Below are 18905 nucleotides of genomic sequence, written 5' to 3' on the forward strand. Positions count from 1 at the left end.
AGCGACGGTGCGCGCTGCTGTCAGACCGGCCGGGTCGCCGTCGGGCTCTGCGCGATGAGTGCCTCCGTGGCATCCCACAACCGCGCCGCTAGGGCGTCGTCTTTCGCCTGCCGTGACGTCCTTCCGCCCGGGTTGAGACCGTCGAAGTAGCTGCCGTTGGGCGCCCCGACCGGCTCGAGTGAGGCGAGCTGCACGATGGGGGCGGCTCCGGCATCGGGGCTGACCTGCACGGAGGTGCTCAGGGGCAGCAGGGTGCGCAGCACGGGGGAGTCATGGCCGAACGAGGTGCCCACGAATCCGGGGTGGAACGAGTACGACTGGATGCCGGTGCGGTGCGCGAGCTCCCGAGCGAACAGCAGGGTCGCGAGCTTTGCGGACCCGTATTCCGGCCACCCGGCAAGGTAGGGCAGGCTCGTGCGGTTGAGATTGTCCGTGTGCAGTCGGCCCCACCGGTGGGCGACGCTGGACGTGTGGATGACCCGGCCGGCGCTCTCCGTCAGCCGCGGCAGCAACAACGACGTCAGCAGGAACGGGGCGAGGTGATTGTGCTGGATGGTGCGCTCGTTGCCATCGGCAGTGGCGCCACGGCGGGGCACGAGGCCACCCGCGTTGTTCGCGAGCACGTCGATGCGGGGATACCGCTCGAGCAGAGCAGCGGCAAGTTCGCGCACGTCATCGAAGCGGTCGTAGTCCGCGAGGAAGGCAGTGCCGCCGACGGACGAGGCTACATCCCTCGTTCGCTGAGCGTTTCGTCCGACGACGGCAACATCCCACCCCTGTTCGCTCAGTCTCGCGGCTGCAATTGCTCCGATTCCCGAACTGGCTCCCGTGATTACAATCGTGCTCATCGGTAGCCACCCTTCGTGAGACCTGCCTCTAGTTCGTAGCGGTTGGACAGGGGGTTTGCTCCCGCGGCCAGATACAGCGCGATGAAGGCAAGTCCGTACCTGCGCCATTGCTCGCGGTGAACGTCTTCGTGTTCGAGAACTGTATCCGCATGGTTGTCGTGGGTGAGGTAGACGGCGCCGATGGTGGTGCCGCCGCGTCCGAACGCTCGCCGGGGCATTCCGGATGCCACGATCAGCCGGCGAGAGCGGTGGAAGGTTGCCGGCCCACAGATCGCTCCCCACACGAGACCGCAGCCGGTCGCCAACCAAAATCCGGGGCGGGCGACGACGGGACTGAGCAGCAGGCGCCGCGCACCGGGCACGCGCACCACCGACCGCACCGCCTGCTGGGCGTAGCGCTCGCGGCGCCGCGTGGGCGTTGCTGGGAGTGTGCGCAGTACAGGTGTCGCCATACTCCGCAGAATACAGTTGGACCATGGTCACCGGAATGCATCGAATCGCAATGATTTCCATGCATACCTCGCCCGCCGCGCAACCGGGGCGCGGGGATTCCGGCGGAATGAATGTGTCGCTCCTCGAGCTGGCCAAGAGCCTCGCGGCCCGGGGCGTGCAGGTCGACCTGTTGACGCGCGCGGTCGGAGAGCCGGTCACCGTCGAGTTGCACCGCGGTGTCACTCTGCGCAGTCTCGCTGCGGGAGGCGCCGGCGCGCTGCCCAAGAACGGACTGGCGGATGTCACGGACGAGTTCGGCGAAGCCGTTGCCCAGTTGGTCGGGCGGGGCTCACCGCGATACGACCTGCTGCACGCCCACTACTGGCTGAGCGGTCTCGCCACCCTGCCGGTTGCCCTCGAACTCGGACTGCCGTTTGTGCAGAGCTTCCACACGCTCGGGGCGATGAAGAACCGCTCGCTGGCGACCGGTGACACTCCCGAGCAGCCGCGCAGGCTCCACTCCGAGACCTTCCTCTCCCACCAGGCCGACGCGGTCGTGGTGGGGTCGTCGGCGGAGGTGACGTCTCTCATCGACGACGTGCACGCGCCCGCGGACCGGCTCTGGGTGATTCCGCCGGGAGTGGACACCGACCTCTTCTCGCCCACCCGTGCCGTGCGGTCCGCGGAGGTGCGGGCTGGCCTCGGCATCGACGCCGACCGCCCGCTACTCGTCGTGGCCGCCCGCGTGCAACCGCTTAAGGGCCAGGACCTCGCGGTCCGCGCGCTCGCCGAGGTCAAGAACCGACGCGGGTCCGCACCCCTTCTCGTTCTCGCCGGTGAACCCACCCTGGGCGCCGAAGAATACCTGGCGGTGCTGCTGCAGATCGCGAAGGAGCTCGGCGTGCAGGACGACGTGCGTCTCGTCGGAGCGCTCGAGCAGCCCGAGCTTGCCGACCTGTTCGCCGCCGCCGATCTCACCCTCATTCCCTCCCACTCGGAGACGTTCGGCCTCGTCGCCCTCGAGTCGGCGGCCAGCGGCACACCGGTGGTTGGATCGCGCAACACCGGGCTCGTGGAATCCGTCGCGGACGGCGAATCCGGCATTCTCGTTGACAGCCGGGACAGCGAAGAGTGGGGAGCGATCGTCGCCGGGCTGCTCGATGATCCGGCGAGGTTACGGGCGCTCGGGACATCCGCTCGCGCCCATGCCGAAGGCTTCACCTGGGCGACCGCCGCGGCGTCCCTGATGGGGCTCTACTCGAGCCTCGACCGCTAGCGCCCGCCGCGCCGGCCCCGGCTCAGACCTCGGGTCGTCCGTACGTCTCGAGCAGGCGCAGCCAGATCTCGTTCATGGTCGGGTACGCGGGAACCGCGTGCCACAGCCGATCGAGCGGCACCTCGCCGACGATCGCGAACGTGGCGGCCTGCAGCATCTCGCTGACGTCCTGTCCCACGAAGGTGACGCCGAGGATGACCTTGCGCTTCTCGTCCACGATCATGCGCGCCGATCCCTTGTAGCCATCGGCCTGCAGGGATGCCCCGGCGACGTTGCCAAGTTCGTAGTCGATGACGCGGATGTCGTACCCGGCCTTTTCTGCCGCCGCAGCGGTGAGGCCGACGGAGGCCACCTCCGGGTCGCTGAAGGTCACCTGTGGAACCACCTCGTGATCGGCGGTAGCGACATGCTTACCCCACGGGCCGGCGTGCACAGTCTGGCCGAGGGCGCGGGCCGCGATCACGTCGCCGGCGGCGCGGGCCTGGTACTTGCCCTGGTGGGTCAGCAGCGCGCGGTGGTTGACGTCGCCGGTCGCGTAGAGCCAGTCGAAGCCCTTCACCAGCATGGTGTCGTCCACGTCGAGCCAGTCGCCGGGGGTGAGGCCCACGTTTTCGAGCCCGATGTCGAGGGTGCGCGGGGTGCGTCCCGTGGCGACGAGAACCTGTTCGGCGTCGACGCTCACGTCGTCGCTGAGAACGATGTGCACGTCTCCGTCGTCGCCGTCCGGACGGGTGACGGAGGTCGGGGAGACGCCGATCAGCACGGTGGCGCCGAGGGCCCGGAGGGATTCGGTGACCATCTCGCCGGCGAACGGTTCCTGGCCGGCGAGGAGGGAGCTGCGCGCGATGACGGTGACCTTGGTGCCGAAGCTTGCATAGGCCGTGGCCATCTCGACGGCCACGACGCCACCGCCGATGATCGCGAGGCTGGCCGGAACGTTGCGCACGCTCGTCGCGTCGCGGCTCTCCCACGGGTTCACGCCCGCGAGCCCGGGGATGTCTGGCAGAAGTGCCGCCGATCCGGTGCTGACGGCCACCGCGTGGCGGGCCGTGTAGACGGTGTCATCGACGGTCACCTGCTTGACGCCAGTGATTACTCCGTGTCCGCGCACGAGATCGATGCCGGCACCGGTGACCCAGTCGACCTGGCCCGAGTCGTCCCAGTTGTTGGTCACCGTGTTGCGGCGCTCGAGGGTCGCCGCGACATCGAGGTCGCCGGTGACCGCCTGCTTGGCGCCGTTTACGTTCTTGGCCGCGCGCAGCGCAATGCCGCCACGGAGAAGTGCCTTGGATGGCATGCATGCCCAGTAGGAGCAGTCACCACCGACGAGCTCGCTCTCCACCAGGAGCACGCTGATCCCGCCCTGCTTGGCACGGTCGGCGACGTTCTCGCCCACCGCCCCGGCTCCGATGACAATGAGGTCGTATTCGGTGGTCGTCATTGAGCTTCCTCCAGAGTCGCTGGCCGGATGTGCGGCTCTCCCACCCTAAACCGCGCGGCCTACCGTCCGACGAATTTTGCGACGGTGCGGCTGAGGAACGCCTGCAACCCGATGTGCGCGTCCTCGGTGTTCACGAGCCGGGCGAACTCGGGCTGCAGCCGTGCTTCCGCCGCGGCATCCCCGTCCCGCACCGCAATGCGGGCATTGGCCAGCGTCGCCTGCACCGCAAGGGGCGCCTGCGCCGCAATGCGCTGGGCCAGCTCCACGCCCCGGGCATACTGCTCGCCGACGGGCACCACCTCCTGCACCAGGCCGATGCGGAGTGCCTCCGTGGCGTCGAAAGTATCGCCGGTGAGGATCCAGCGCATCGCGTTGCCCCAGCCCACCGCGCGTGGAAAGCGCGTGGTCGCCCCACCGAACGGGAGGATGCCCCGCGTCACCTCCACCTGGCCGAACACAGTGTTCTCAGCGGCCACAGCGATGTCGCTGGCGAGGATGAGCTCGATCCCGAGCGTCAGGCACGTGCCCTGCACGGCCATGACGACCGGTTTGGTGAGCTGGCGCCCGCCGGTCTGCCACGGGTTCATGCCGCCCTCGGCAACGGTGTCGACGCCGTCAGCCCCGATGTGCGGAGCGATGTCCCCGAGATCGAGTCCGGCGCTGAAGTGGTCTCCGTGGGCATACACGAACCCACAGCGCAGGTCGGGGTCCTCGTCGAGCAGCGCGTAGGCGAGCGACAGCTCGGACAGCAGTCGCATATCCGCGGCGTTGCGCTTCTCCGGCCGGTTGAAGCCGATCAGCAGCACGTGTCCATCTCGGTCAACAGTGACTCTCGCGTCCGTCATGGCCCGAGCCTAGGATGACGCCCACTCGCGCGGGAATCCATTGGCGGTTGTCAACAACACCGCGTGCCCGCAAGGGGCAGCCGGGTGGATGACCCGGTGCATAAGCTGAGCGAATGACACGAGACATTTCGCGCGAGATCTGGGCCATCACCGGGGCCTCCGGCCGCATCGGGACGACGCTGCGCGAGGGACTTCTTCCCCTCGTCGCCGGACTCATCCTTATCGACACGGTGGAGCCCGCGGACCTGAAGCTCGGGGAGCGCGCCGTGATCGCCGACCTCGCCGACCCGCACGAGCTGCGACACGCGCTGCAGGGAACGGACGGTGTCATCCACCTCGCCGCCATTCCCGACGAGGCCGACTTCAACGACCTGGTTTCGGTCAACGTGATCGGCACATGGCACCTGCTCGAGGCGGCGCGCACCGCCCAGGTCTCCCGGGTGGTCTACGCGAGCACCGGCCGCACGCTCGGCATGTACGACGCGGGAGACACCGTCTCATCCGACTCGCCGGTGCGTCCTGACGGCCTCTACGCGGTGAGCAAGGTCGCCGGGGAGGCGCTCTGCCAGCTCTATGTCGACAAGTTCGGCTTTACCGCGACGTGCCTGCGGATCGGCGCGTTCAAGTCCCAGCCGGTCGAGGCGCGCGACCTCAGCGTCTGGCTGAGTCCCGCGGACGCAGTGCGGGCATTCATCGCCGCCATGACGCGTGACGGAGACGACTTCGCCGTGCTGCTCGCCTACTCCAACAACGCGCACTCCTGGGCCGATCTCAGCAGCGGCCACGCTCTCGGATACTTTCCCGAGGATGACGCAAGCGCGCTGTTCCACACGGAGCCCGTCGCCGTCGGCAAGCAGGCGGGCGTGATGGCGGAGCCCGCCTTCACGCTCGACCGGCAGCGCCCCTTCTAGCTCGAGCGCTGCCCGCTACTTGCGGGTGAGGGCGCCCAGCAGGCGCAGGATCGTGGGCAGGTCATCGGACGCCTGCTCCTCGGAACCTGGCGCGAATTCCACGAGACCCGCGCCGGCGAGCGTGAAACGATCCTTCACGGCGCGAATCAGGGCCACGAGGTCGACGGCGGACAGCCCGAACGGCTCCGGGTATCCGATACCGCCGATCTCCGCGGGGTCGAGAACGTCCAGGTCGATGTGCAGGTAGACGGATGTCGCGCCGCTGGCGTCGATCGCCGCAACCAGCGACTCCGGGGTGAGGTCGGTGCCGCTCAGGGTGGGGATGCCCGCGGTGCTGAGATACTCGGCCTCCGCGTCATCCACCGCCCGCGTGCCGGCCAGGATGACCCGGTCCGCGCGCAGGGGTGCAGCGGGAACGAGGGCGTCGGGACCATCTCCGAGCAGCGTGCGCAGCACCATGCCGTGGAATGCGCCGGACGGCGAGGATGTGGGGGAGTTGGCATCGGCGTGGGCGTCGAACCAGACGACCGCGACATCCGGATCCCGCAGCGCGTGTTCGACCGCGGCAAGCTCGACACCGCAGTCTCCGCCGATGGTGACGGCGATGTCGTCGAGGGACCGCAGCACCTGCAGCTGACGGTCGCGCACGAGGCGGAGGGAGCTCAGGCGCGAGACCGTCGTTCCCTGTTCGTCGCCGGCCTCCAGGGGCACATCGACGACGACCGTGGAGGACGCGGGGAGGTCATTGCGGATGGCCTGCGCCCCGTCGACCAATCGCATCGCACGAGAAGAACCGGATCCCTGCCATTGCGGGACTACTACAAAGGTGACAGCCACGTATGTCAGTGTGGCACGCGTCGCCTGCGGCGCGGGGAGCGTTCGCTCTGAGCGGTGGTCGGCCGAACCGACCGTCGGCGCGGGGGCGGGGGGAGCCCCGCGGGTGACCGCGGGGCGTCCGGCTACTTGCCGACGGGGGTTGCCGCGGCGATGTTGGCGGTCAGCTGCTCGACTGTCTGGTGGGGGCCATATGCGGGCTGGTCGCGGTCGAGGCGCCAGCTCTCGGAGAGGTCTCCCGCGCTGACGGTGGCGAAGCCGATGGCGTCCTGGAACGTCGTCAGTAGCTCAATCGCCTCCGGGAAGTTGGACGCGGTACCGAGCGCGCGGCGGTCAGGGGTGCCGGCGGGCGTCGCGGTGGAGAGGATCTTGTCGAAGTGAATGTGGTTGAACGCCTTGACGACCTTGGACTGGGGAAGGTGGTCCTGCAGCATGCTCGAGACGGTGGTGGTGCCGTTATCGAGATCCGCGATGTGACCGTCGCGCTCGAAGTAGTAGTTGTTGGTGTCGATCACGATCTTGCCGACGAGGGGCTCGACGGGGATGGACGGAATGGCGCCCAGCGGGACGGTGACGATGACGAAGTCTCCGGCAGCGGCGGCGCCTGCTGCGGTGGCAGCGGTGGCCTTCGGACCCAGCTCCTCGACGAGCTCACTGAGCGTCTCCGGCCCGCGTGAGTTACTGATCACGACGTCGTAGCCGTTCTGGGTGGCAGCCCGTGCGAGTTGGCTGCCAATGTGTCCTGCACCGATAATTCCGATTGTTGTCATGTCAACCGAAACCGCCCGTCCGTGAGAAATCTTCCCGACACTCAGTGGATTCGCGGGTTGGCAGCGCGGGTCCACCGGTCGAGTGCGAGCGGAATCAGTACGTCGGTGGTGAGGGGCGCGAGCGGAATGCCCTCGTGTGAGGCGGGATCGACCCACCGCAGCTCGTCGATTTCGGCGGCCGCCACCGGTACCTGGTCGGTCTCCACGGCGAACACCTCGGCGATCAGATCGTGGCCGTGCTCGTTCGCGGCCTGTGTGTCGAAGCGGCCGAGGTATTCGAATGTGTTGCCGTCGAGGGTCAGCCCCAGTTCCTCGCCGAGCTCCCGCACGAGAGCCGCCAGGGGTGTCTCCTGTGGTTCGATCTTGCCTCCGGCCTGCATGAACATCCCGGTGCCGCGCTTGCGCACGAGAAGCAGCTGCCCGGTGCCGTCAACGATGAGCGCGGCCGCCACCCGGATGACCGGGCGGGCGACCACGTCGTTGGTGGGGCTCTGCTGGTCGATCAGGAACCGATGGCGGCAGTGCCGCCGGACTTCAGCGCCGCGAGGCGGGCTTCGACCTCGGTCTGCTTGTCGATGTTCTCGAGGCTCTCGAACTGCGCGTCGAGGCTGGAGGCCTGGAGCTCCTGCTGGCCGAGCACCTTGGCTTCCTCGCGGCGGATCTTGTCCTCGAAGCGCCCGAGTTCGCTGGTCGGGTCGAGCAGGTCGATGCTCTTCAGTGCGTCGTGCACCTGACTCTGCGCCGCGGCCATCTTGGAGCGCGCGACGAGCTCATTGCGCTTCGCGGTCAGCTCGCCGAGCTTGCCGCGCATGGCGTCGAGGCCCTTCTTCAGCTGGTCGACGACCTGCGTCTGGGAGGCGATGGTGGGCTCGGCGGCCTTGGCCTCTGCCTCGCTCGACATCTGACGGCCGAGGGCCACCTTCGCCAGGTTGTCGAACTTGTCGGCGTCACCCGCGTTGCCGGCCGCCCGCAACTGGTCGGCCTTCGCGCTGGCTGCCAGCGCCTTGCGGCCCCAGTCGGCCGCGTTGTCGACGTCTTCGCGGTAGTCCTGCTCCGTCAGGCGCAGGTTGCCGATCGTCTGGGCGACCGCGCTCTCCGCCTCGGAGATGCTGTTGGTGTAGTCCCGAACCATCTGGTCGAGCATGAGCTGCGGGTCTTCGGCCGAGTCGAGGAGGGCATTGATGTTTGCCTTCGCGAGTTGGGCGATACGACCGAGGATTGACTGCTTTGCCATGCCGCTAGCTTTCCACGAAACCCTGAGTGATAGCCAGCGATTGCGGCCGGATGCCACGAATCGCCGCCACCCCAGACGGTGACGGCGATTGTCGTGCGGGAGTTGCGGTTACTTCAGGGTGATGTTGGACAGGGGGCCGGTCACCAGCAGTGCGTCCCCGGTGTCGTCGCTGGAGACATCCATCGCGGCGGACAGCTGGTACACGCCGGCCGGGGCTGCCGGCAGGTCGTCCCGGAAGCTCTCGGCCGTGTCATCCTCAACCCCACACACCACAGGTGTGAACGTGGTCTTGTAGTCCATCGACTCACCGGGAGCCAGGTCGACCTGCACTCCCAGGGCGATTTCGGGTCCGTTGCTGTGCCAGAGCACGATGCCCTTCTGCGACAGCGTGACGGTGGGCGTTGGGCCGGTCCATCCCTTCACCGTCGCCGTGCCGGTGTTGGTCAGCGTCACGATGCCGGCGACGCTCTTCGCGCCGACGGCGGCGTCGGAGAAGTGGGTGGTGAGCACGAGGCCCGAGTCACTGGGGGCGACCTCGGCGAGGGTTCCGCCGCACAGGTTGATGCGCGACGCCGGTGCGCGCTTCGCGCCGGCGGATGACCCGGTCGGAGCGCCCTCGGCAGTCATCGGTGAGTCCGTCGCCGACACGCTCGAGTCGCTCGCGGTGGACGCGGACCCTCCCGAGTTGCCGAGGTTGCGCACACCGGTGATCCCGGCGACGCCCACGCCCGCGATCGCCAGGGTAAAGACGGAGCCCACACCGATCTGCGCGGGAAGGCGACGCCGGCGGCTGCGACGAATGACGCTCTGCGTGTCAATCGAGCCGGTCGTGGAGTCGGACTCCGCGCGGAACAGGTCATGCAGGTTCGGTTCAGCTGGCATTGCGTACTCCTGTGGTGTCGGTGGTGGTGTGCGAATCGGTGGAAATTTCTTCGTCGAGGGCATCCTCGGACAGCCGCGTGGCCATCTTCGACAGGCCGTCGCTCAGGTACCGCTTGACCGTGCCGGAACTGAGCTCGAGGGTCGCGGCGATGTCGTCGACCTTCATGTCCTCGTAGTAGCGGAGCACGAGGCAGGCGCGTTCGCGGGGCGACAGCTTGCGAAGCTCCTCGTGCAGGTCGAGCGCCAGGTCAGAGCCGTCGGAGGTTGCCGGGGCGATCTCCGTGACGGTCTCGAGGTGAGCGATCTTGCGCCACCTGCTCGTGCGGCGTCCACGGTCGAGGTAGGTGTTGAGGATGGCGCGGCGCACGTATGCCTCGGCGCTGGCAACGGAAAACCCGTTGCGCAGGCGCCCGAACGTCTTGACCAGGGCGTCCTGCACCAGGTCTGCCGCGTCATCCTGGCTCCCCGATACGAAGTAGGCGTACCGGGTGAGCGCGTCGCCACGTTCGGCAACGAGTCGTTCGACGACCTGTTCCCAGCGGGCGTGCGATGCTGCTGTGCTGCTTGACACGGATGTGACCCCTCCTGAAGAGCTTCTAACTACCAAGACGCCCGACGCACTCTAAAGGTTGGGGACGTGTGCGGATGCCGCTATCCGCCGAGCTGCCGTGCCGCCGCCGCACCCGCATCGCGCAGCCAGCGCTCGGTGTCGCCCATCGCGGCGGCCCTGCTGCCGGCAAGGGTGGTGAGCGAGGCAGACCAGACGCCGGGATCGGCGGCGAGCGATCCCGCGATGATGCCGGAACGGACACCGGATGTCGCGGCCAGCGCCAGCACGGACCCCACGACCTTTCCGCCCCTCGACTGCTCATCGAACCTGCCCTCACCGGTCAACACCACGTCGGCGCCGTCCATCGCGCCGGGGAGCCCGGTCAATTCGCTGATGCGCGCGGCTCCTGGCGTCGTCTGCGCTCCCCACAGCGTCGCGAAACCGAATCCCGTGCCGCCGGCCGCGCCGGCTCCGGGCGCCTCGGGGTCACCGCCGAGAATGGCGGCGTACCGGGCGAGGGCATCCTCGAGCATCGCGACCTGCGCCGGAGTCGCTCCCTTTTGGGGACCGAATACGGTGGCCGCACCATGCGGACCGAGCAATGGCGCCGTCACGTCCGTGAGGAGCAACACCCCATCGGGTGGCGCAGGCGCAAGTTCAGCCGTGGTGACGGTGTGGAGCCGCACGAGCGCGGCGCCACCGTCGGGGAGCGCGGCGCCCGAGGCATCCGCAAATGTGACGCCCAGCGCGCTCAGGGCGCCCGCACCACCGTCGGTGGACGCCGAACCGCCGAGCGCGATCACCAGCCGGCGCGGTGTCGTTGCCAGAGCTGCCCGAATCACTTCACCGAGCCCGCGCGTGGAGGCGTTGCCGGGGTCGAGCCGGTGCATCAGGGGCAACCCACTCGACTGTGCGAGTTCGACGACCGCAATGCCTCCCGGCATCTCCAGCCACCGCCCCGGCGTCGGCTCGCCATCGGGCCCGGTGACCTGCCCGGCGCTATGCCAGGTCGCGGCGGGCACCGCCACCTCGATGGCGTCGAGGGTTCCGTCGCCGCCGTCGGCCTGGGGCAGGACCACGACCCGGTCGCCCGGGCGAATCCGCGACCATCCTTCGGCGATCGACCGGGCGACACGGGGTGCCGGCAGCGATCCCTTGAATGAGTCCGGTGCGATAACGACGGTGTTCTCCACGCGCTCAGAATAACGAGAGGGGGGCTTGAGCGACCAGACGAGGCGCAGTAACACTGATGAGGTGAAGCGTATTTTTTACGCCAGCGGCTCCGTGATTACCGGTGACACGTTGGCAGAGGCCATCGTTCGATACGCCGAGGTGCTCTCGCAGAGGGACAGCTCGGACACCATCGATATTCCCATTTCGCTCGACTCCGGTGACGTCGGGCGCGCGCAGTTGCTCATCGGGCCGGCCAGCCAACTGGTCATCGTGCCCGAGGAAGGCACGTTCGTCGAGGTCGAAGACGACCTCACGATTGCGGAGCTCGCGCGGCGCGCGGCGCTGTTGGCGAGTCCTCACCCGCAGCACCAGCAGGGACCGGATGCGCTCATCAGCGACTACGCCAACGACTTCAGCGACGGAACGGACGCCGCTACCTGAAGCGGTGTCCGCTTCGCCGTCGGGCTACAGAAAGGACGGATGTCAGTGGGAAAACTTCTGTACGGCGAATCCAAGCTGGAAATCGAGTTCGATGACCGGGTTCTTGCCCATCTCCATCTCGTCATTTCCGCCAAACTCCGCCGTCACGAAGGTTTCTTCTTCTCCTGGAAAGACGACCCGACCGTGGGTAACGGCCGCAGCAGCATCTGGATCGAAAAGTCGATTCCCCTCTATTTCGTCTTCTCGTCGCCTGTCCGGCACGCCATCAACAAGGACTGGCTGGAGCAGTTGTCCGTGTCAGCGAACCAGACACAGGGGCTGTACCTCATCGATGAACCCGGGCGCACGACACCCCAGCCGAAATCGCACGTCTAGCCCGTGATGCTCACTCGACCGGAGCCGTCTGCAGCACGGTTTCGAGGCGGGCGGATGCCTCGGCGTCGCTGCTGTCCGCGGCCAGCGCCAGCTCGGCGACGAGCACCTGCTGCGCCTTCAGCAGCATCCTCTTCTCGCCGGCGGACACGCCGCCCTGTTGCTCCCGCCGCCAGAGGTCCCGCACCACCTCGGCGACGCGGTACACATCGCCGCTCGCCATTTTCTCGGTGTTCGCCTTGAAACGTCGTGACCAATTGCCCGGCTCTTCGACGATCTCCGCCCGCAACACCCCGAACACCGCCTCGATGCCCGCCTCGTCGATGACGTCACGCATGCCCACGAGCTCGGCGCTCTCGGTCGGCAGACTGATGACCAGATCGCTCGCGTGCACCCGGAGCGTAATGAAGGTCTTCTCGACACCCTTCACCGCACGGTCCTGAACTCTCGTTATGGTGACCGCGCCGTGGTGCGGATACACGAGAGTTTCTCCCACTTCGAAGTTCATTGTCGGGCGCCTTCAATCCATCGAACTGAGCGGACCCGCGCGGGTCGTGCAGCGACGGTATCAGTCACCGCGAATGCGACGACAGGCGTTGTATCCGGAGGCAGCGTCCGACAGAGTGGTAGCGCATTCGCCATCCGAGGAGCCCGCCCGTGTCCGTGTCATCCCCATCCCTGTCCGGCTTCGACGCGCTGGGCGACGAGCGTTTTGTGTCGCTCACCACGTTTCGCAAGACCGGCGAGGCCGTCTCCACGCCCGTCTGGATCGCCCGCGACGGCGACGCCCTCGTCGTGACGACGCCCGAGGAGAGCGGCAAGGTCAAGCGCATCCGCAACGGAGGCCACGTCGAGCTCCGCCCCTGTGGCCGGATGGGAAAGGTCGACGACGGCGCCGTGTCCGTGACTGCCGAGGCAATAATTCTTGCGGATGACCCGAGCCGCGAGCGCATCACGGCGATCATCCGCCGTAAGTATGGGCTCGAGTACCGCATCACGATGTTCATCGAACGCCTGGCGGCGAAGCGGCAGAAACCGCGCGTCATCCTGCGGATTACACAGCCCTGAGCCGGTCTACACAGCCCTGAGCCCCACCACCACGGTGGCGTCCCCCTCGTCCGACGCGACGATGCGGGCAACAAGGCCGCCGCGGGTGAACAGCTCTGCCGCGGAATCCGCCTGGCGATCACTCACCTCAATCAGCAGGTGTCCGCCCGGAGCGAGCCACTCGCACGCATGCGCGGCAATCTCGCGATGCACGTCCAGCCCGTCGAAGCCCCCGTCGAGCGTGACGCGGGCCTCGTGGTCACGTGCCTCCGGCGGCATGAGCGCGATTTCTGCGGTCGGAACGTAGGGGGCGTTCGCGACGAGCACGGTCACGCGGCCCGCAAGGTCCGGCGGAAGGGCGTCGAAGAGATTGCCCAGGACGACCAGTCCACGGTCGCCCACATTGCGACGGGCCACGGCGACCGAGTCGGGGTCGATGTCGGACGCGACGAGTTCAATGTCTCGGTGGCTCGCGGCCAGCACCGCACCGACGGCGCCGGAACCACAACACAGGTCGAGCACGACGCCACCCCGGGTGAGGAGCCCGCCGGCGACGTCCACGAGAAATTCCGTGCGGTGCCGCGGCACAAAAACGCCGGGAGCGACGACCATCCGTGTGCCGCAGAACTCGGCCCAGCCGACGATGTATTCCAGCGGTTCCCCGGCTTCCCGGCGGGCGATCATCGCGTGCAGGTCTTCGTCCGTCGTCGCCTCGGCACGGAGCAGGTCGGCTTCGTCTTCCGCGAAGACGCAGCCGGCGGCGCGCAGACGGGCGATCGCGGTGTCCCGGGAAAGAGGCGTGGCTGGACCGGTCGTGAGAGTGTCCTTCGTGGTGGGTGTGGCGCCATGCTACGCGGATGCGCCGCGAGGGTGCATCGCCGCCGACGAATAGCATGGGTGTCCCCCCACCCCTCACTTCCCGTTCAAAGGCACCATCCGTGCGATCCGCAGCCTCCCGTTCCCGCCGCATTTCCGGTGCCGGTGCGGCCAGCTACCTCGCGATCGTCGTTCTTCTGGTCGTCTACGGCGTCATCCTCGCCCACAGAGCGCTGCCGATCTGGGTCGCCGGCGTCTACATCGTGGCGAGCGTGGTGTGCTTCGTCCTCTACGCGATGGACAAGTCAGCGGCCGTTGCCGGGCGCAGACGCATCAGCGAGAAAACGTTGCACCTGGTCGCGATGGCCGGTGGATGGCCCGGGGCGATCGTCGCTCAACAGACGCTGCGACACAAGACCGTGAAGCGGAGCTTCCGGTGGGTCTTCTGGATCACCGTCGCCGTCAACCTGCTGGTGCTGGTCGCGCTCGGGTGGCCGCTGGTCCCTGTGCCGTAGTCCCGGCGTGGGAATGCCGGCAGGCGTCAGCGCGCGACGTTCGTGCGGTTCGCGGCACGACGCCGTGCCCGGTACAGGCGCCAGCGGGCCGCCGTGCGGTGCACGATGCGCTTGAGGAAGGCGTTGAACCGTCGGGCGGCGGCAAATTCGGTTCCGAGAACGGCGAAGCCGAGGAACACGATGAGCCATCCCGGCCCCGGGAGCGGGATCAGCACCACACCGACCAACACGATGGCAACGCCGATGACGGCGACGATCGCGCGATATACGAAACGGGTGCGGGGGTAGTGCTCGAGACGGGCGCGGGTGGACGATAACCACCGGATCAGCGGATGACGCGGGGTGGAGTCATCCCGAACCTTACGTGCCGCTGCAATCGTCATTTCATGAATCTAGAAGCTGCGGCTGGGAAAGACCACCATGTCCCTCCCGAAACGCCTGGGGCTTGTGTTTTAGACGGACATCAGTTGATGAACAGGGCCCACAACAGGGCGAGGTAGATCAGCACAAAGATCGCGGGCGTGAGCAGGCGCACCACATTGATCCACGGACGTTCGGCGGCGATCCGGCTGCTGAGCGGGCCGGTTCCCGGAACCGTGCTCACCTCGTCGGCGATGGCCAGCGCCTCGTTCGCCGAGGAGACCTGGGCGACGGCGCCGAGAATGCCCGATGCCAGCAGAATTCCGGCGGCCGCGAGCTTGATCGGCACACTCGCGTGTCCGAGCCCCGCCATCAGCAAGGCGACGGAGACGATAAGAAGGAAGGTGGGTGCCAGCTGCGAGACGATCACGTGCTGCCGGGCCTTCGACCAGAGCGACTGCAGTTCGAATTCGGTCATCGGAACCCCCGGGTGTGCGCATTGACGATTACGGTCATCCTCACCCTACGTCCGGCCCGCCCTGCGCCCAAGGGCCACGCCAACCAATCGGGCCCGGTGCCTTGCCCACACCGGCTCGACGATGGAAGCTGGTAGCGACGCCACTTGAGAAGAAGGACGCGTGCGGGCGCATCTCCCGCAGATACCGTGTCCTCCACCGTGGGAGGCAATCAATCGTGGTCGAGTCGGACGCATCACTCAGGGAATTCACGCTGGTGCGGATAGTGGATGCGCCGCCAAAACTAGTCTTCAAGGCGTGGACCAATCCCGCCGACCTGCAGTGGTTCTTCAACGACGGGCTGCCGGCGGACGAGCCGATCGAACTCGAACTGTGGGTGGGCGGCACCTGGCGCCAAAAGATGGTCCTGGACGCCGAGACCGACTACGTCACCGGGGGCGTCTACCTCGAGATTGTTCCGTTCGAGAGGCTGTCGTTCATCTGGGGCGCCGTGGACGGCTGGCCGAAGATCGACCTGCACGACCTGCGGGAGGACATCGTGATCACCCTGACGTTCATGGAGGTGGGGGACGCGACGGAACTGACGCTGACGCTGCGTCTTGCCGAGTACATCTCCGAGGATCGGGTGGGCGAGTGGCTCGCGAGTGGTATCCGCGAGGGCTGGAGCCGCACTCTCGACCGTCTGGTCACGAGCTTCAACCCGGAGCGAGGCACCCGGGCACCTGTTGTGTGTGGGCGGGTGCTCTGCGACACTGGATGCGTTCTTGTCCCCGAGGTTAGGCAATCCGGTGAAGATTCTCGACGGTTTCACGCCGCGTTCCGCGCGCTGACTCTCGTCGACCGCCCCATTCCCGGGCGTTGCAGGTCAGTGCGTCCACTGACTACCCGGGAGACGCATGTCCACCTTCAAGAACTCACCCATTTCCCTCACTGACGTGGGGCTGATCTGGCCCGACGGAGCGGTCGCGCTCGCCGGTGTCACCGGCACCTTCGGTGCGCGCCGCACGGGACTCGTCGGATCCAATGGCGCCGGCAAGTCCACGTTGCTCCGCCTCATCGCCGGGGAGCTTCGCCCCACCTCCGGGCACATCGTGACAACGGGCGAGGTCGCCCATCTTCCCCAGACGCTGACTCTCGGCGTCGCCACGACCGTCGCGGAGCTCCTCGGTATCGCGCCCCAGCTTTCCGCCCTCCGGGCGATCGAATCCGGCGATATTTCCGACGAGCACTTCGCGACAGTCGGAGACGACTGGGACGTGGAGACCCGAGCAGCCGAAATTCTCGGCCCCCTGGGGATGGGCGCCCAGGACCTCGGACGGCGGGTGAACGAGATCTCCGGCGGAGAGTCGATGCTCGTCGCGATCGCCGGGTTGCGATTGCTTCAGGCGCCGATCACCCTTCTCGACGAACCCACCAACAATCTCGATCGTGACGCGCGCGCGAGACTGGGCGAGATCGTCACGTCCTGGCGCGGAACCCTCGTCGTCGTCAGCCACGACACGGCGCTGCTGGAGCTGATGGATGACACGGCGGAGCTTCACGCGTCGCGCCTCACCACCTTCGGGGGACCCTACAGCCGCTGGCGGGAACGCCTCGATCTGGAGCAGTCGGCCGCGCTGAACGGTGCACGGGCGGCACAACAGGTTGTCGCGACGGAGAAACGACAGCGCATCGAAGCGGAGACGAAACTGGCCCACCGGGCCCGGTCTGCACAGACCAGTTTCGAGAACAAACGGGGAGCGAAGATCCTCATGAACCAGCGCAAGTCCGACGCGCAGGTATCCGCAGGCAAGCTCCGAACCGAGGGGGACGGCAAGGTGCAGTCGGCGCAGGCCGCACTGGATGCAGCAGAGTCCCGCGTGCGCGACGACGAGAGCATCCACGTAGATCTTCCGGATCCGGATGTCCCGTCCGGCCGGCGCATCGCGGAACTGCGGGGCACCAACCGCACCGTCGTCGTGCAGGGGCCCGAACGCGTGGCCCTGATCGGCGCCAACGGCGTGGGAAAGACCAGCCTGCTGGACACGCTACTCGGCGTATCGACCCGGGACGGCGGCACCGACCCGGACGAGGATCGGGCGGACGGCGAGCTCTTCACCGACCGGGTCGGCTACCTTCCGCAGCGCCTCGACGGGCTCGACGACAACGCCAGCGTGCTCGATAACGTGCGGGCCCTTGCGCCACTCGTGTCGACGGGGGCAATCCGGAATCGTCTGGCGCGTTTTCGTCTGCGCGGCGCCACCGTCGACCGTCCCGTCGGCTCGCTGTCGGGCGGGGAACGATTCCGGGTGGCACTCGCGCGGCTGCTGCTCGCCGAACCGCCGCCGCAGCTGCTGGTGCTCGACGAGCCGACGAACAACCTCGACCTGGCGAGCGTGGACCAACTGGTCAGCGCCCTTGCGCGTTACCGCGGGGCGGTGATCGTGGTGAGCCACGATGATGGGTTTCTCGCGCGTCTCGGCCTAACCCTGACCATCGAGCTGGCCGCCGGGGGTGTGATCACCGAGCTGTGAGCGCAGACGGTGGGCGGCCCTGCGCGGAGCGAGCTTTGCGTCCAGGGCCGCCTCGTCCGGCACAAACCAGATGTGGTTACCCCGGTTGGACTCCCAGACGAAGTCGCGGAACGCGTCCGATTCCCGTTCCCACGCGGTGACGTCTCCGATGACGGCCAGCCTCAGGTGATAGTTCACGACCTTCTGTGTGAGGTCGCCGGCGAAGAGTGTGCTCAGCCGGAAGAACGCGGGATCGAGGCGCTCGACGGGCACAGCGATGACGTCGGCGTGGGTCATCCACGCGTTCCCAATGAGGTCTGATGTGTCGTTGGACGTCGCGATCAGCGGTCAACCGGGATCGATAAAGAGAACGACGGTGCCGTCCCTGTCGTCTGTGCGCATGACAGAGACCGTAGGCGATGTGGGGTGCGTGTGGTCGATTGTTACGCGCACCGGGTTCGGGCGGACAATGGGCGGGTGAGTGATGCCGGTGAGTTCGTTGACGCCGCGCTGCAACGGGAGGGCGACTGGTATCGCGCCGATGACGCACGGGAACGCCTGGCGAGCAGCCTGAGCTTCTATGGGGCGTCGACCGGCGCCGTTCGCGGGGCGATCCGAGACATGGAGCGGCGGTATCCGGCGCTCGGCCACGACGAGATCACCGCGCTCAGCTCGGAACTGTGGTCGCTTCCGGTGTTCGAGCGACGGCAGGCGGCGGTAGTGCTGCTGCAGTCGGGACTCGGGATGCTGCGGGTATCCGACCTGACCCGGATGGAAGGGTTTGTGCGCGGCGCTGGCCTGCGCGACCTGGTCGACCCGCTTGCGACCGATGTGATCGGCCCCTTGATCGATGGGCTCGATCGCGCGGCTCAGACGAAGGCCAGGGTCGTGCTCGACCGCTGGGTGCACGATCCGGACGTCTGGCTGTCGCGTGCCGCGCTGCTGTCGCCGTTGCGCGCGTTGAAGGCGGGCCGGGGAGACTGGGACTGGTTCGCCCGTCACGCGAAGGCGCTGCGGGACGGCCCCATGGGTGGCGCCGATGACCGCGTGATCGTGGGGGAGGCGATCGATGCCGTGGAGGCGGAGGTCGCGCGGAGTCGCCCCGACCTCACGGTGGCGGGCGGCTGACGGTCTCCGACACACCCAGGCCGCTCACCTGCGAAGGGTGAAGAACACGTGCGCGGCCGGGA

25 protein-coding genes are annotated in these 18905 nt (G+C 67.6%); 9 read left to right on the plus strand and 16 right to left on the minus strand.

Translation table 11 applies throughout. The features are described 5' to 3' along the window. Positions 1-20: 20 nt before the first annotated feature. Positions 21-848 carry an SDR family NAD(P)-dependent oxidoreductase gene (locus HB677_RS01955; RefSeq protein WP_213813959.1) on the minus strand — a complete coding sequence of 276 codons (828 nt, stop codon included), beginning with the start codon at positions 846-848 and terminating at the stop codon, positions 21-23. Further along, positions 845-1300 carry a hypothetical protein gene (locus tag HB677_RS01960; RefSeq protein WP_255546043.1) on the minus strand — a complete coding sequence of 152 codons (456 nt, stop codon included), beginning with the start codon at positions 1298-1300 and terminating at the stop codon, positions 845-847. The genes HB677_RS01955 and HB677_RS01960 overlap by 4 nt, the downstream gene beginning before the upstream one ends. Positions 1301-1350: 50 nt before the next feature. On the opposite strand from HB677_RS01960, the gene HB677_RS01965 reads away from it, so the two are divergent. Then, positions 1351-2556 carry a glycosyltransferase gene (locus HB677_RS01965; protein WP_213813960.1) on the plus strand — a complete coding sequence of 402 codons (1206 nt, stop codon included), beginning with the start codon at positions 1351-1353 and terminating at the stop codon, positions 2554-2556. Between the two features lie 22 nt (positions 2557-2578). Here the strand turns inward: HB677_RS01965 and HB677_RS01970 are convergent, their stop codons facing one another. Both HB677_RS01970 and HB677_RS01975 read right to left on the minus strand, forming a co-directional pair. Continuing rightward, positions 2579-3997, minus strand: coding sequence for an NAD(P)/FAD-dependent oxidoreductase (locus HB677_RS01970; RefSeq protein ID WP_213813961.1), 1419 nt, complete (start codon positions 3995-3997; stop codon positions 2579-2581). A 59-nt stretch (positions 3998-4056) separates the two neighbouring features. Then, positions 4057-4842: a crotonase/enoyl-CoA hydratase family protein gene (locus tag HB677_RS01975; protein ID WP_213813962.1), complete on the minus strand. Its 786-nt coding sequence runs from the start codon at positions 4840-4842 to the stop codon at positions 4057-4059. 113 nt (positions 4843-4955) lie between these two features. Between HB677_RS01975 and HB677_RS01980 the strand changes: the two genes are divergently transcribed. After that, positions 4956-5753, plus strand: coding sequence for an NAD(P)-dependent oxidoreductase (locus HB677_RS01980; RefSeq protein WP_213813963.1), 798 nt, complete (start codon positions 4956-4958; stop codon positions 5751-5753). 15 nt (positions 5754-5768) lie between these two features. Here the strand turns inward: HB677_RS01980 and HB677_RS01985 are convergent, their stop codons facing one another. From HB677_RS01985 to HB677_RS02015, 7 genes are all read right to left on the minus strand, one after another. Continuing rightward, positions 5769-6590 carry an arginase family protein gene (locus tag HB677_RS01985; protein ID WP_307852440.1) on the minus strand — a complete coding sequence of 274 codons (822 nt, stop codon included), beginning with the start codon at positions 6588-6590 and terminating at the stop codon, positions 5769-5771. Positions 6591-6712: 122 nt separating this feature from the next. Next, on the minus strand, positions 6713-7387 hold the full coding sequence (locus HB677_RS01990; RefSeq protein WP_307852455.1) for an NAD(P)-binding domain-containing protein: 675 nt from the start codon (positions 7385-7387) through the stop codon (positions 6713-6715). Positions 7388-7398: 11 nt separating this feature from the next. Next, on the minus strand, positions 7399-7833 hold the full coding sequence (locus tag HB677_RS01995; RefSeq protein ID WP_213813965.1) for an NUDIX domain-containing protein: 435 nt from the start codon (positions 7831-7833) through the stop codon (positions 7399-7401). A gap of 26 nt (positions 7834-7859) precedes the next feature. Beyond that, positions 7860-8591 (minus strand): PspA/IM30 family protein, encoded by a 732-nt coding sequence (locus tag HB677_RS02000; RefSeq protein WP_213813966.1) that lies wholly within the window; start codon positions 8589-8591, stop codon positions 7860-7862. A gap of 108 nt (positions 8592-8699) precedes the next feature. Then, the gene (locus HB677_RS02005) at positions 8700-9473 is read right to left on the minus strand and encodes a hypothetical protein (protein ID WP_213813967.1); all 774 of its coding nucleotides are present in this window, start codon (positions 9471-9473) and stop codon (positions 8700-8702) included. After that, complete coding sequence (locus HB677_RS02010) at positions 9463-10044, minus strand: sigma-70 family RNA polymerase sigma factor (protein ID WP_213813968.1); 582 nt, start codon at positions 10042-10044, stop codon at positions 9463-9465. The genes HB677_RS02005 and HB677_RS02010 overlap by 11 nt, the downstream gene beginning before the upstream one ends. An 80-nt stretch (positions 10045-10124) precedes the next feature. Further along, the gene (locus HB677_RS02015) at positions 10125-11216 is read right to left on the minus strand and encodes a glycerate kinase (protein ID WP_213813969.1); all 1092 of its coding nucleotides are present in this window, start codon (positions 11214-11216) and stop codon (positions 10125-10127) included. Positions 11217-11277: 61 nt separating this feature from the next. On the opposite strand from HB677_RS02015, the gene HB677_RS02020 reads away from it, so the two are divergent. Both HB677_RS02020 and HB677_RS02025 read left to right on the plus strand, forming a co-directional pair. After that, complete coding sequence (locus HB677_RS02020) at positions 11278-11637, plus strand: hypothetical protein (RefSeq protein WP_213813970.1); 360 nt, start codon at positions 11278-11280, stop codon at positions 11635-11637. A gap of 45 nt (positions 11638-11682) precedes the next feature. After that, complete coding sequence (locus HB677_RS02025; RefSeq protein WP_213813971.1) at positions 11683-12012, plus strand: ATP-dependent DNA ligase; 330 nt, start codon at positions 11683-11685, stop codon at positions 12010-12012. Positions 12013-12022: 10 nt separating this feature from the next. Here HB677_RS02025 and HB677_RS02030 read toward each other — a convergent pair whose 3' ends face one another. Beyond that, positions 12023-12517 (minus strand): CarD family transcriptional regulator, encoded by a 495-nt coding sequence (locus HB677_RS02030; RefSeq protein WP_213813972.1) that lies wholly within the window; start codon positions 12515-12517, stop codon positions 12023-12025. Positions 12518-12666: 149 nt separating this feature from the next. Between HB677_RS02030 and HB677_RS02035 the strand changes: the two genes are divergently transcribed. Next, positions 12667-13077, plus strand: a complete 411-nt coding sequence (locus tag HB677_RS02035; protein WP_307852441.1) for a PPOX class F420-dependent oxidoreductase — start codon at positions 12667-12669, stop codon at positions 13075-13077. 6 nt (positions 13078-13083) lie between these two features. Here the strand turns inward: HB677_RS02035 and HB677_RS02040 are convergent, their stop codons facing one another. After that, positions 13084-13833 carry a putative protein N(5)-glutamine methyltransferase gene (locus tag HB677_RS02040; protein ID WP_213814150.1) on the minus strand — a complete coding sequence of 250 codons (750 nt, stop codon included), beginning with the start codon at positions 13831-13833 and terminating at the stop codon, positions 13084-13086. A gap of 161 nt (positions 13834-13994) precedes the next feature. Between HB677_RS02040 and HB677_RS02045 the strand changes: the two genes are divergently transcribed. Beyond that, entirely contained in the window at positions 13995-14387 is a 393-nt protein-coding gene (locus HB677_RS02045; protein WP_307852442.1) for a DUF1294 domain-containing protein, read from the plus strand. 26 nt (positions 14388-14413) lie between these two features. Here the strand turns inward: HB677_RS02045 and HB677_RS02050 are convergent, their stop codons facing one another. Continuing rightward, positions 14414-14770 (minus strand): TIGR02611 family protein, encoded by a 357-nt coding sequence (locus HB677_RS02050; RefSeq protein WP_213813974.1) that lies wholly within the window; start codon positions 14768-14770, stop codon positions 14414-14416. Positions 14771-14850: 80 nt separating this feature from the next. Continuing rightward, positions 14851-15225: a hypothetical protein gene (locus tag HB677_RS02055; protein WP_213813975.1), complete on the minus strand. Its 375-nt coding sequence runs from the start codon at positions 15223-15225 to the stop codon at positions 14851-14853. 215 nt (positions 15226-15440) lie between these two features. Between HB677_RS02055 and HB677_RS02060 the strand changes: the two genes are divergently transcribed. Further along, positions 15441-16157: an SRPBCC domain-containing protein gene (locus tag HB677_RS02060; RefSeq protein ID WP_213813976.1), complete on the plus strand. Its 717-nt coding sequence runs from the start codon at positions 15441-15443 to the stop codon at positions 16155-16157. Further along, positions 16120-17736, plus strand: a complete 1617-nt coding sequence (locus HB677_RS02065; protein WP_213813977.1) for an ABC-F family ATP-binding cassette domain-containing protein — start codon at positions 16120-16122, stop codon at positions 17734-17736. The genes HB677_RS02060 and HB677_RS02065 overlap by 38 nt, the downstream gene beginning before the upstream one ends. On the opposite strand, the gene HB677_RS02070 is transcribed toward HB677_RS02065, so the two are convergent. Continuing rightward, complete coding sequence (locus HB677_RS02070) at positions 17686-18060, minus strand: DUF4180 domain-containing protein (protein WP_255546116.1); 375 nt, start codon at positions 18058-18060, stop codon at positions 17686-17688. The two genes, HB677_RS02065 and HB677_RS02070, sit on opposite strands and share 51 nt — an antisense overlap. A 132-nt stretch (positions 18061-18192) precedes the next feature. On the opposite strand from HB677_RS02070, the gene HB677_RS02075 reads away from it, so the two are divergent. Beyond that, the gene (locus tag HB677_RS02075) at positions 18193-18843 is read left to right on the plus strand and encodes a DNA alkylation repair protein (protein WP_213813978.1); all 651 of its coding nucleotides are present in this window, start codon (positions 18193-18195) and stop codon (positions 18841-18843) included. The last annotated feature ends 62 nt before the right edge of the window (positions 18844-18905 follow it).

This window comes from Glaciihabitans sp. dw_435 (assembly GCF_018449675.1).
Lineage (GTDB): Bacteria > Actinomycetota > Actinomycetes > Actinomycetales > Microbacteriaceae > Glaciihabitans.

What these genes read in the sequence shown, in the direction of transcription:
- HB677_RS01955 (WP_213813959.1), bottom strand. Translation starts at nt 848, where the DNA reads ATGAGCACGATTGTAATCACGGGAGCCAGTTCGGGAATCGGAGCAATT.
- HB677_RS01960 (WP_255546043.1), bottom strand. Translation starts at nt 1,300, where the DNA reads ATGGCGACACCTGTACTGCGCACACTCCCAGCAACGCCCACGCGGCGC.
- HB677_RS01965 (WP_213813960.1), top strand. Translation starts at nt 1,351, where the DNA reads ATGATTTCCATGCATACCTCGCCCGCCGCGCAACCGGGGCGCGGGGAT.
- HB677_RS01970 (WP_213813961.1), bottom strand. Translation starts at nt 3,997, where the DNA reads ATGACGACCACCGAATACGACCTCATTGTCATCGGAGCCGGGGCGGTG.
- HB677_RS01975 (WP_213813962.1), bottom strand. Translation starts at nt 4,842, where the DNA reads ATGACGGACGCGAGAGTCACTGTTGACCGAGATGGACACGTGCTGCTG.
- HB677_RS01980 (WP_213813963.1), top strand. Translation starts at nt 4,956, where the DNA reads ATGACACGAGACATTTCGCGCGAGATCTGGGCCATCACCGGGGCCTCC.
- HB677_RS02000 (WP_213813966.1), bottom strand. Translation starts at nt 8,591, where the DNA reads ATGGCAAAGCAGTCAATCCTCGGTCGTATCGCCCAACTCGCGAAGGCA.
- HB677_RS02005 (WP_213813967.1), bottom strand. Translation starts at nt 9,473, where the DNA reads ATGCCAGCTGAACCGAACCTGCATGACCTGTTCCGCGCGGAGTCCGAC.
- HB677_RS02030 (WP_213813972.1), bottom strand. Translation starts at nt 12,517, where the DNA reads ATGAACTTCGAAGTGGGAGAAACTCTCGTGTATCCGCACCACGGCGCG.
- HB677_RS02050 (WP_213813974.1), bottom strand. Translation starts at nt 14,770, where the DNA reads ATGACGATTGCAGCGGCACGTAAGGTTCGGGATGACTCCACCCCGCGT.
- HB677_RS02055 (WP_213813975.1), bottom strand. Translation starts at nt 15,225, where the DNA reads ATGACCGAATTCGAACTGCAGTCGCTCTGGTCGAAGGCCCGGCAGCAC.
- HB677_RS02065 (WP_213813977.1), top strand. Translation starts at nt 16,120, where the DNA reads ATGTCCACCTTCAAGAACTCACCCATTTCCCTCACTGACGTGGGGCTG.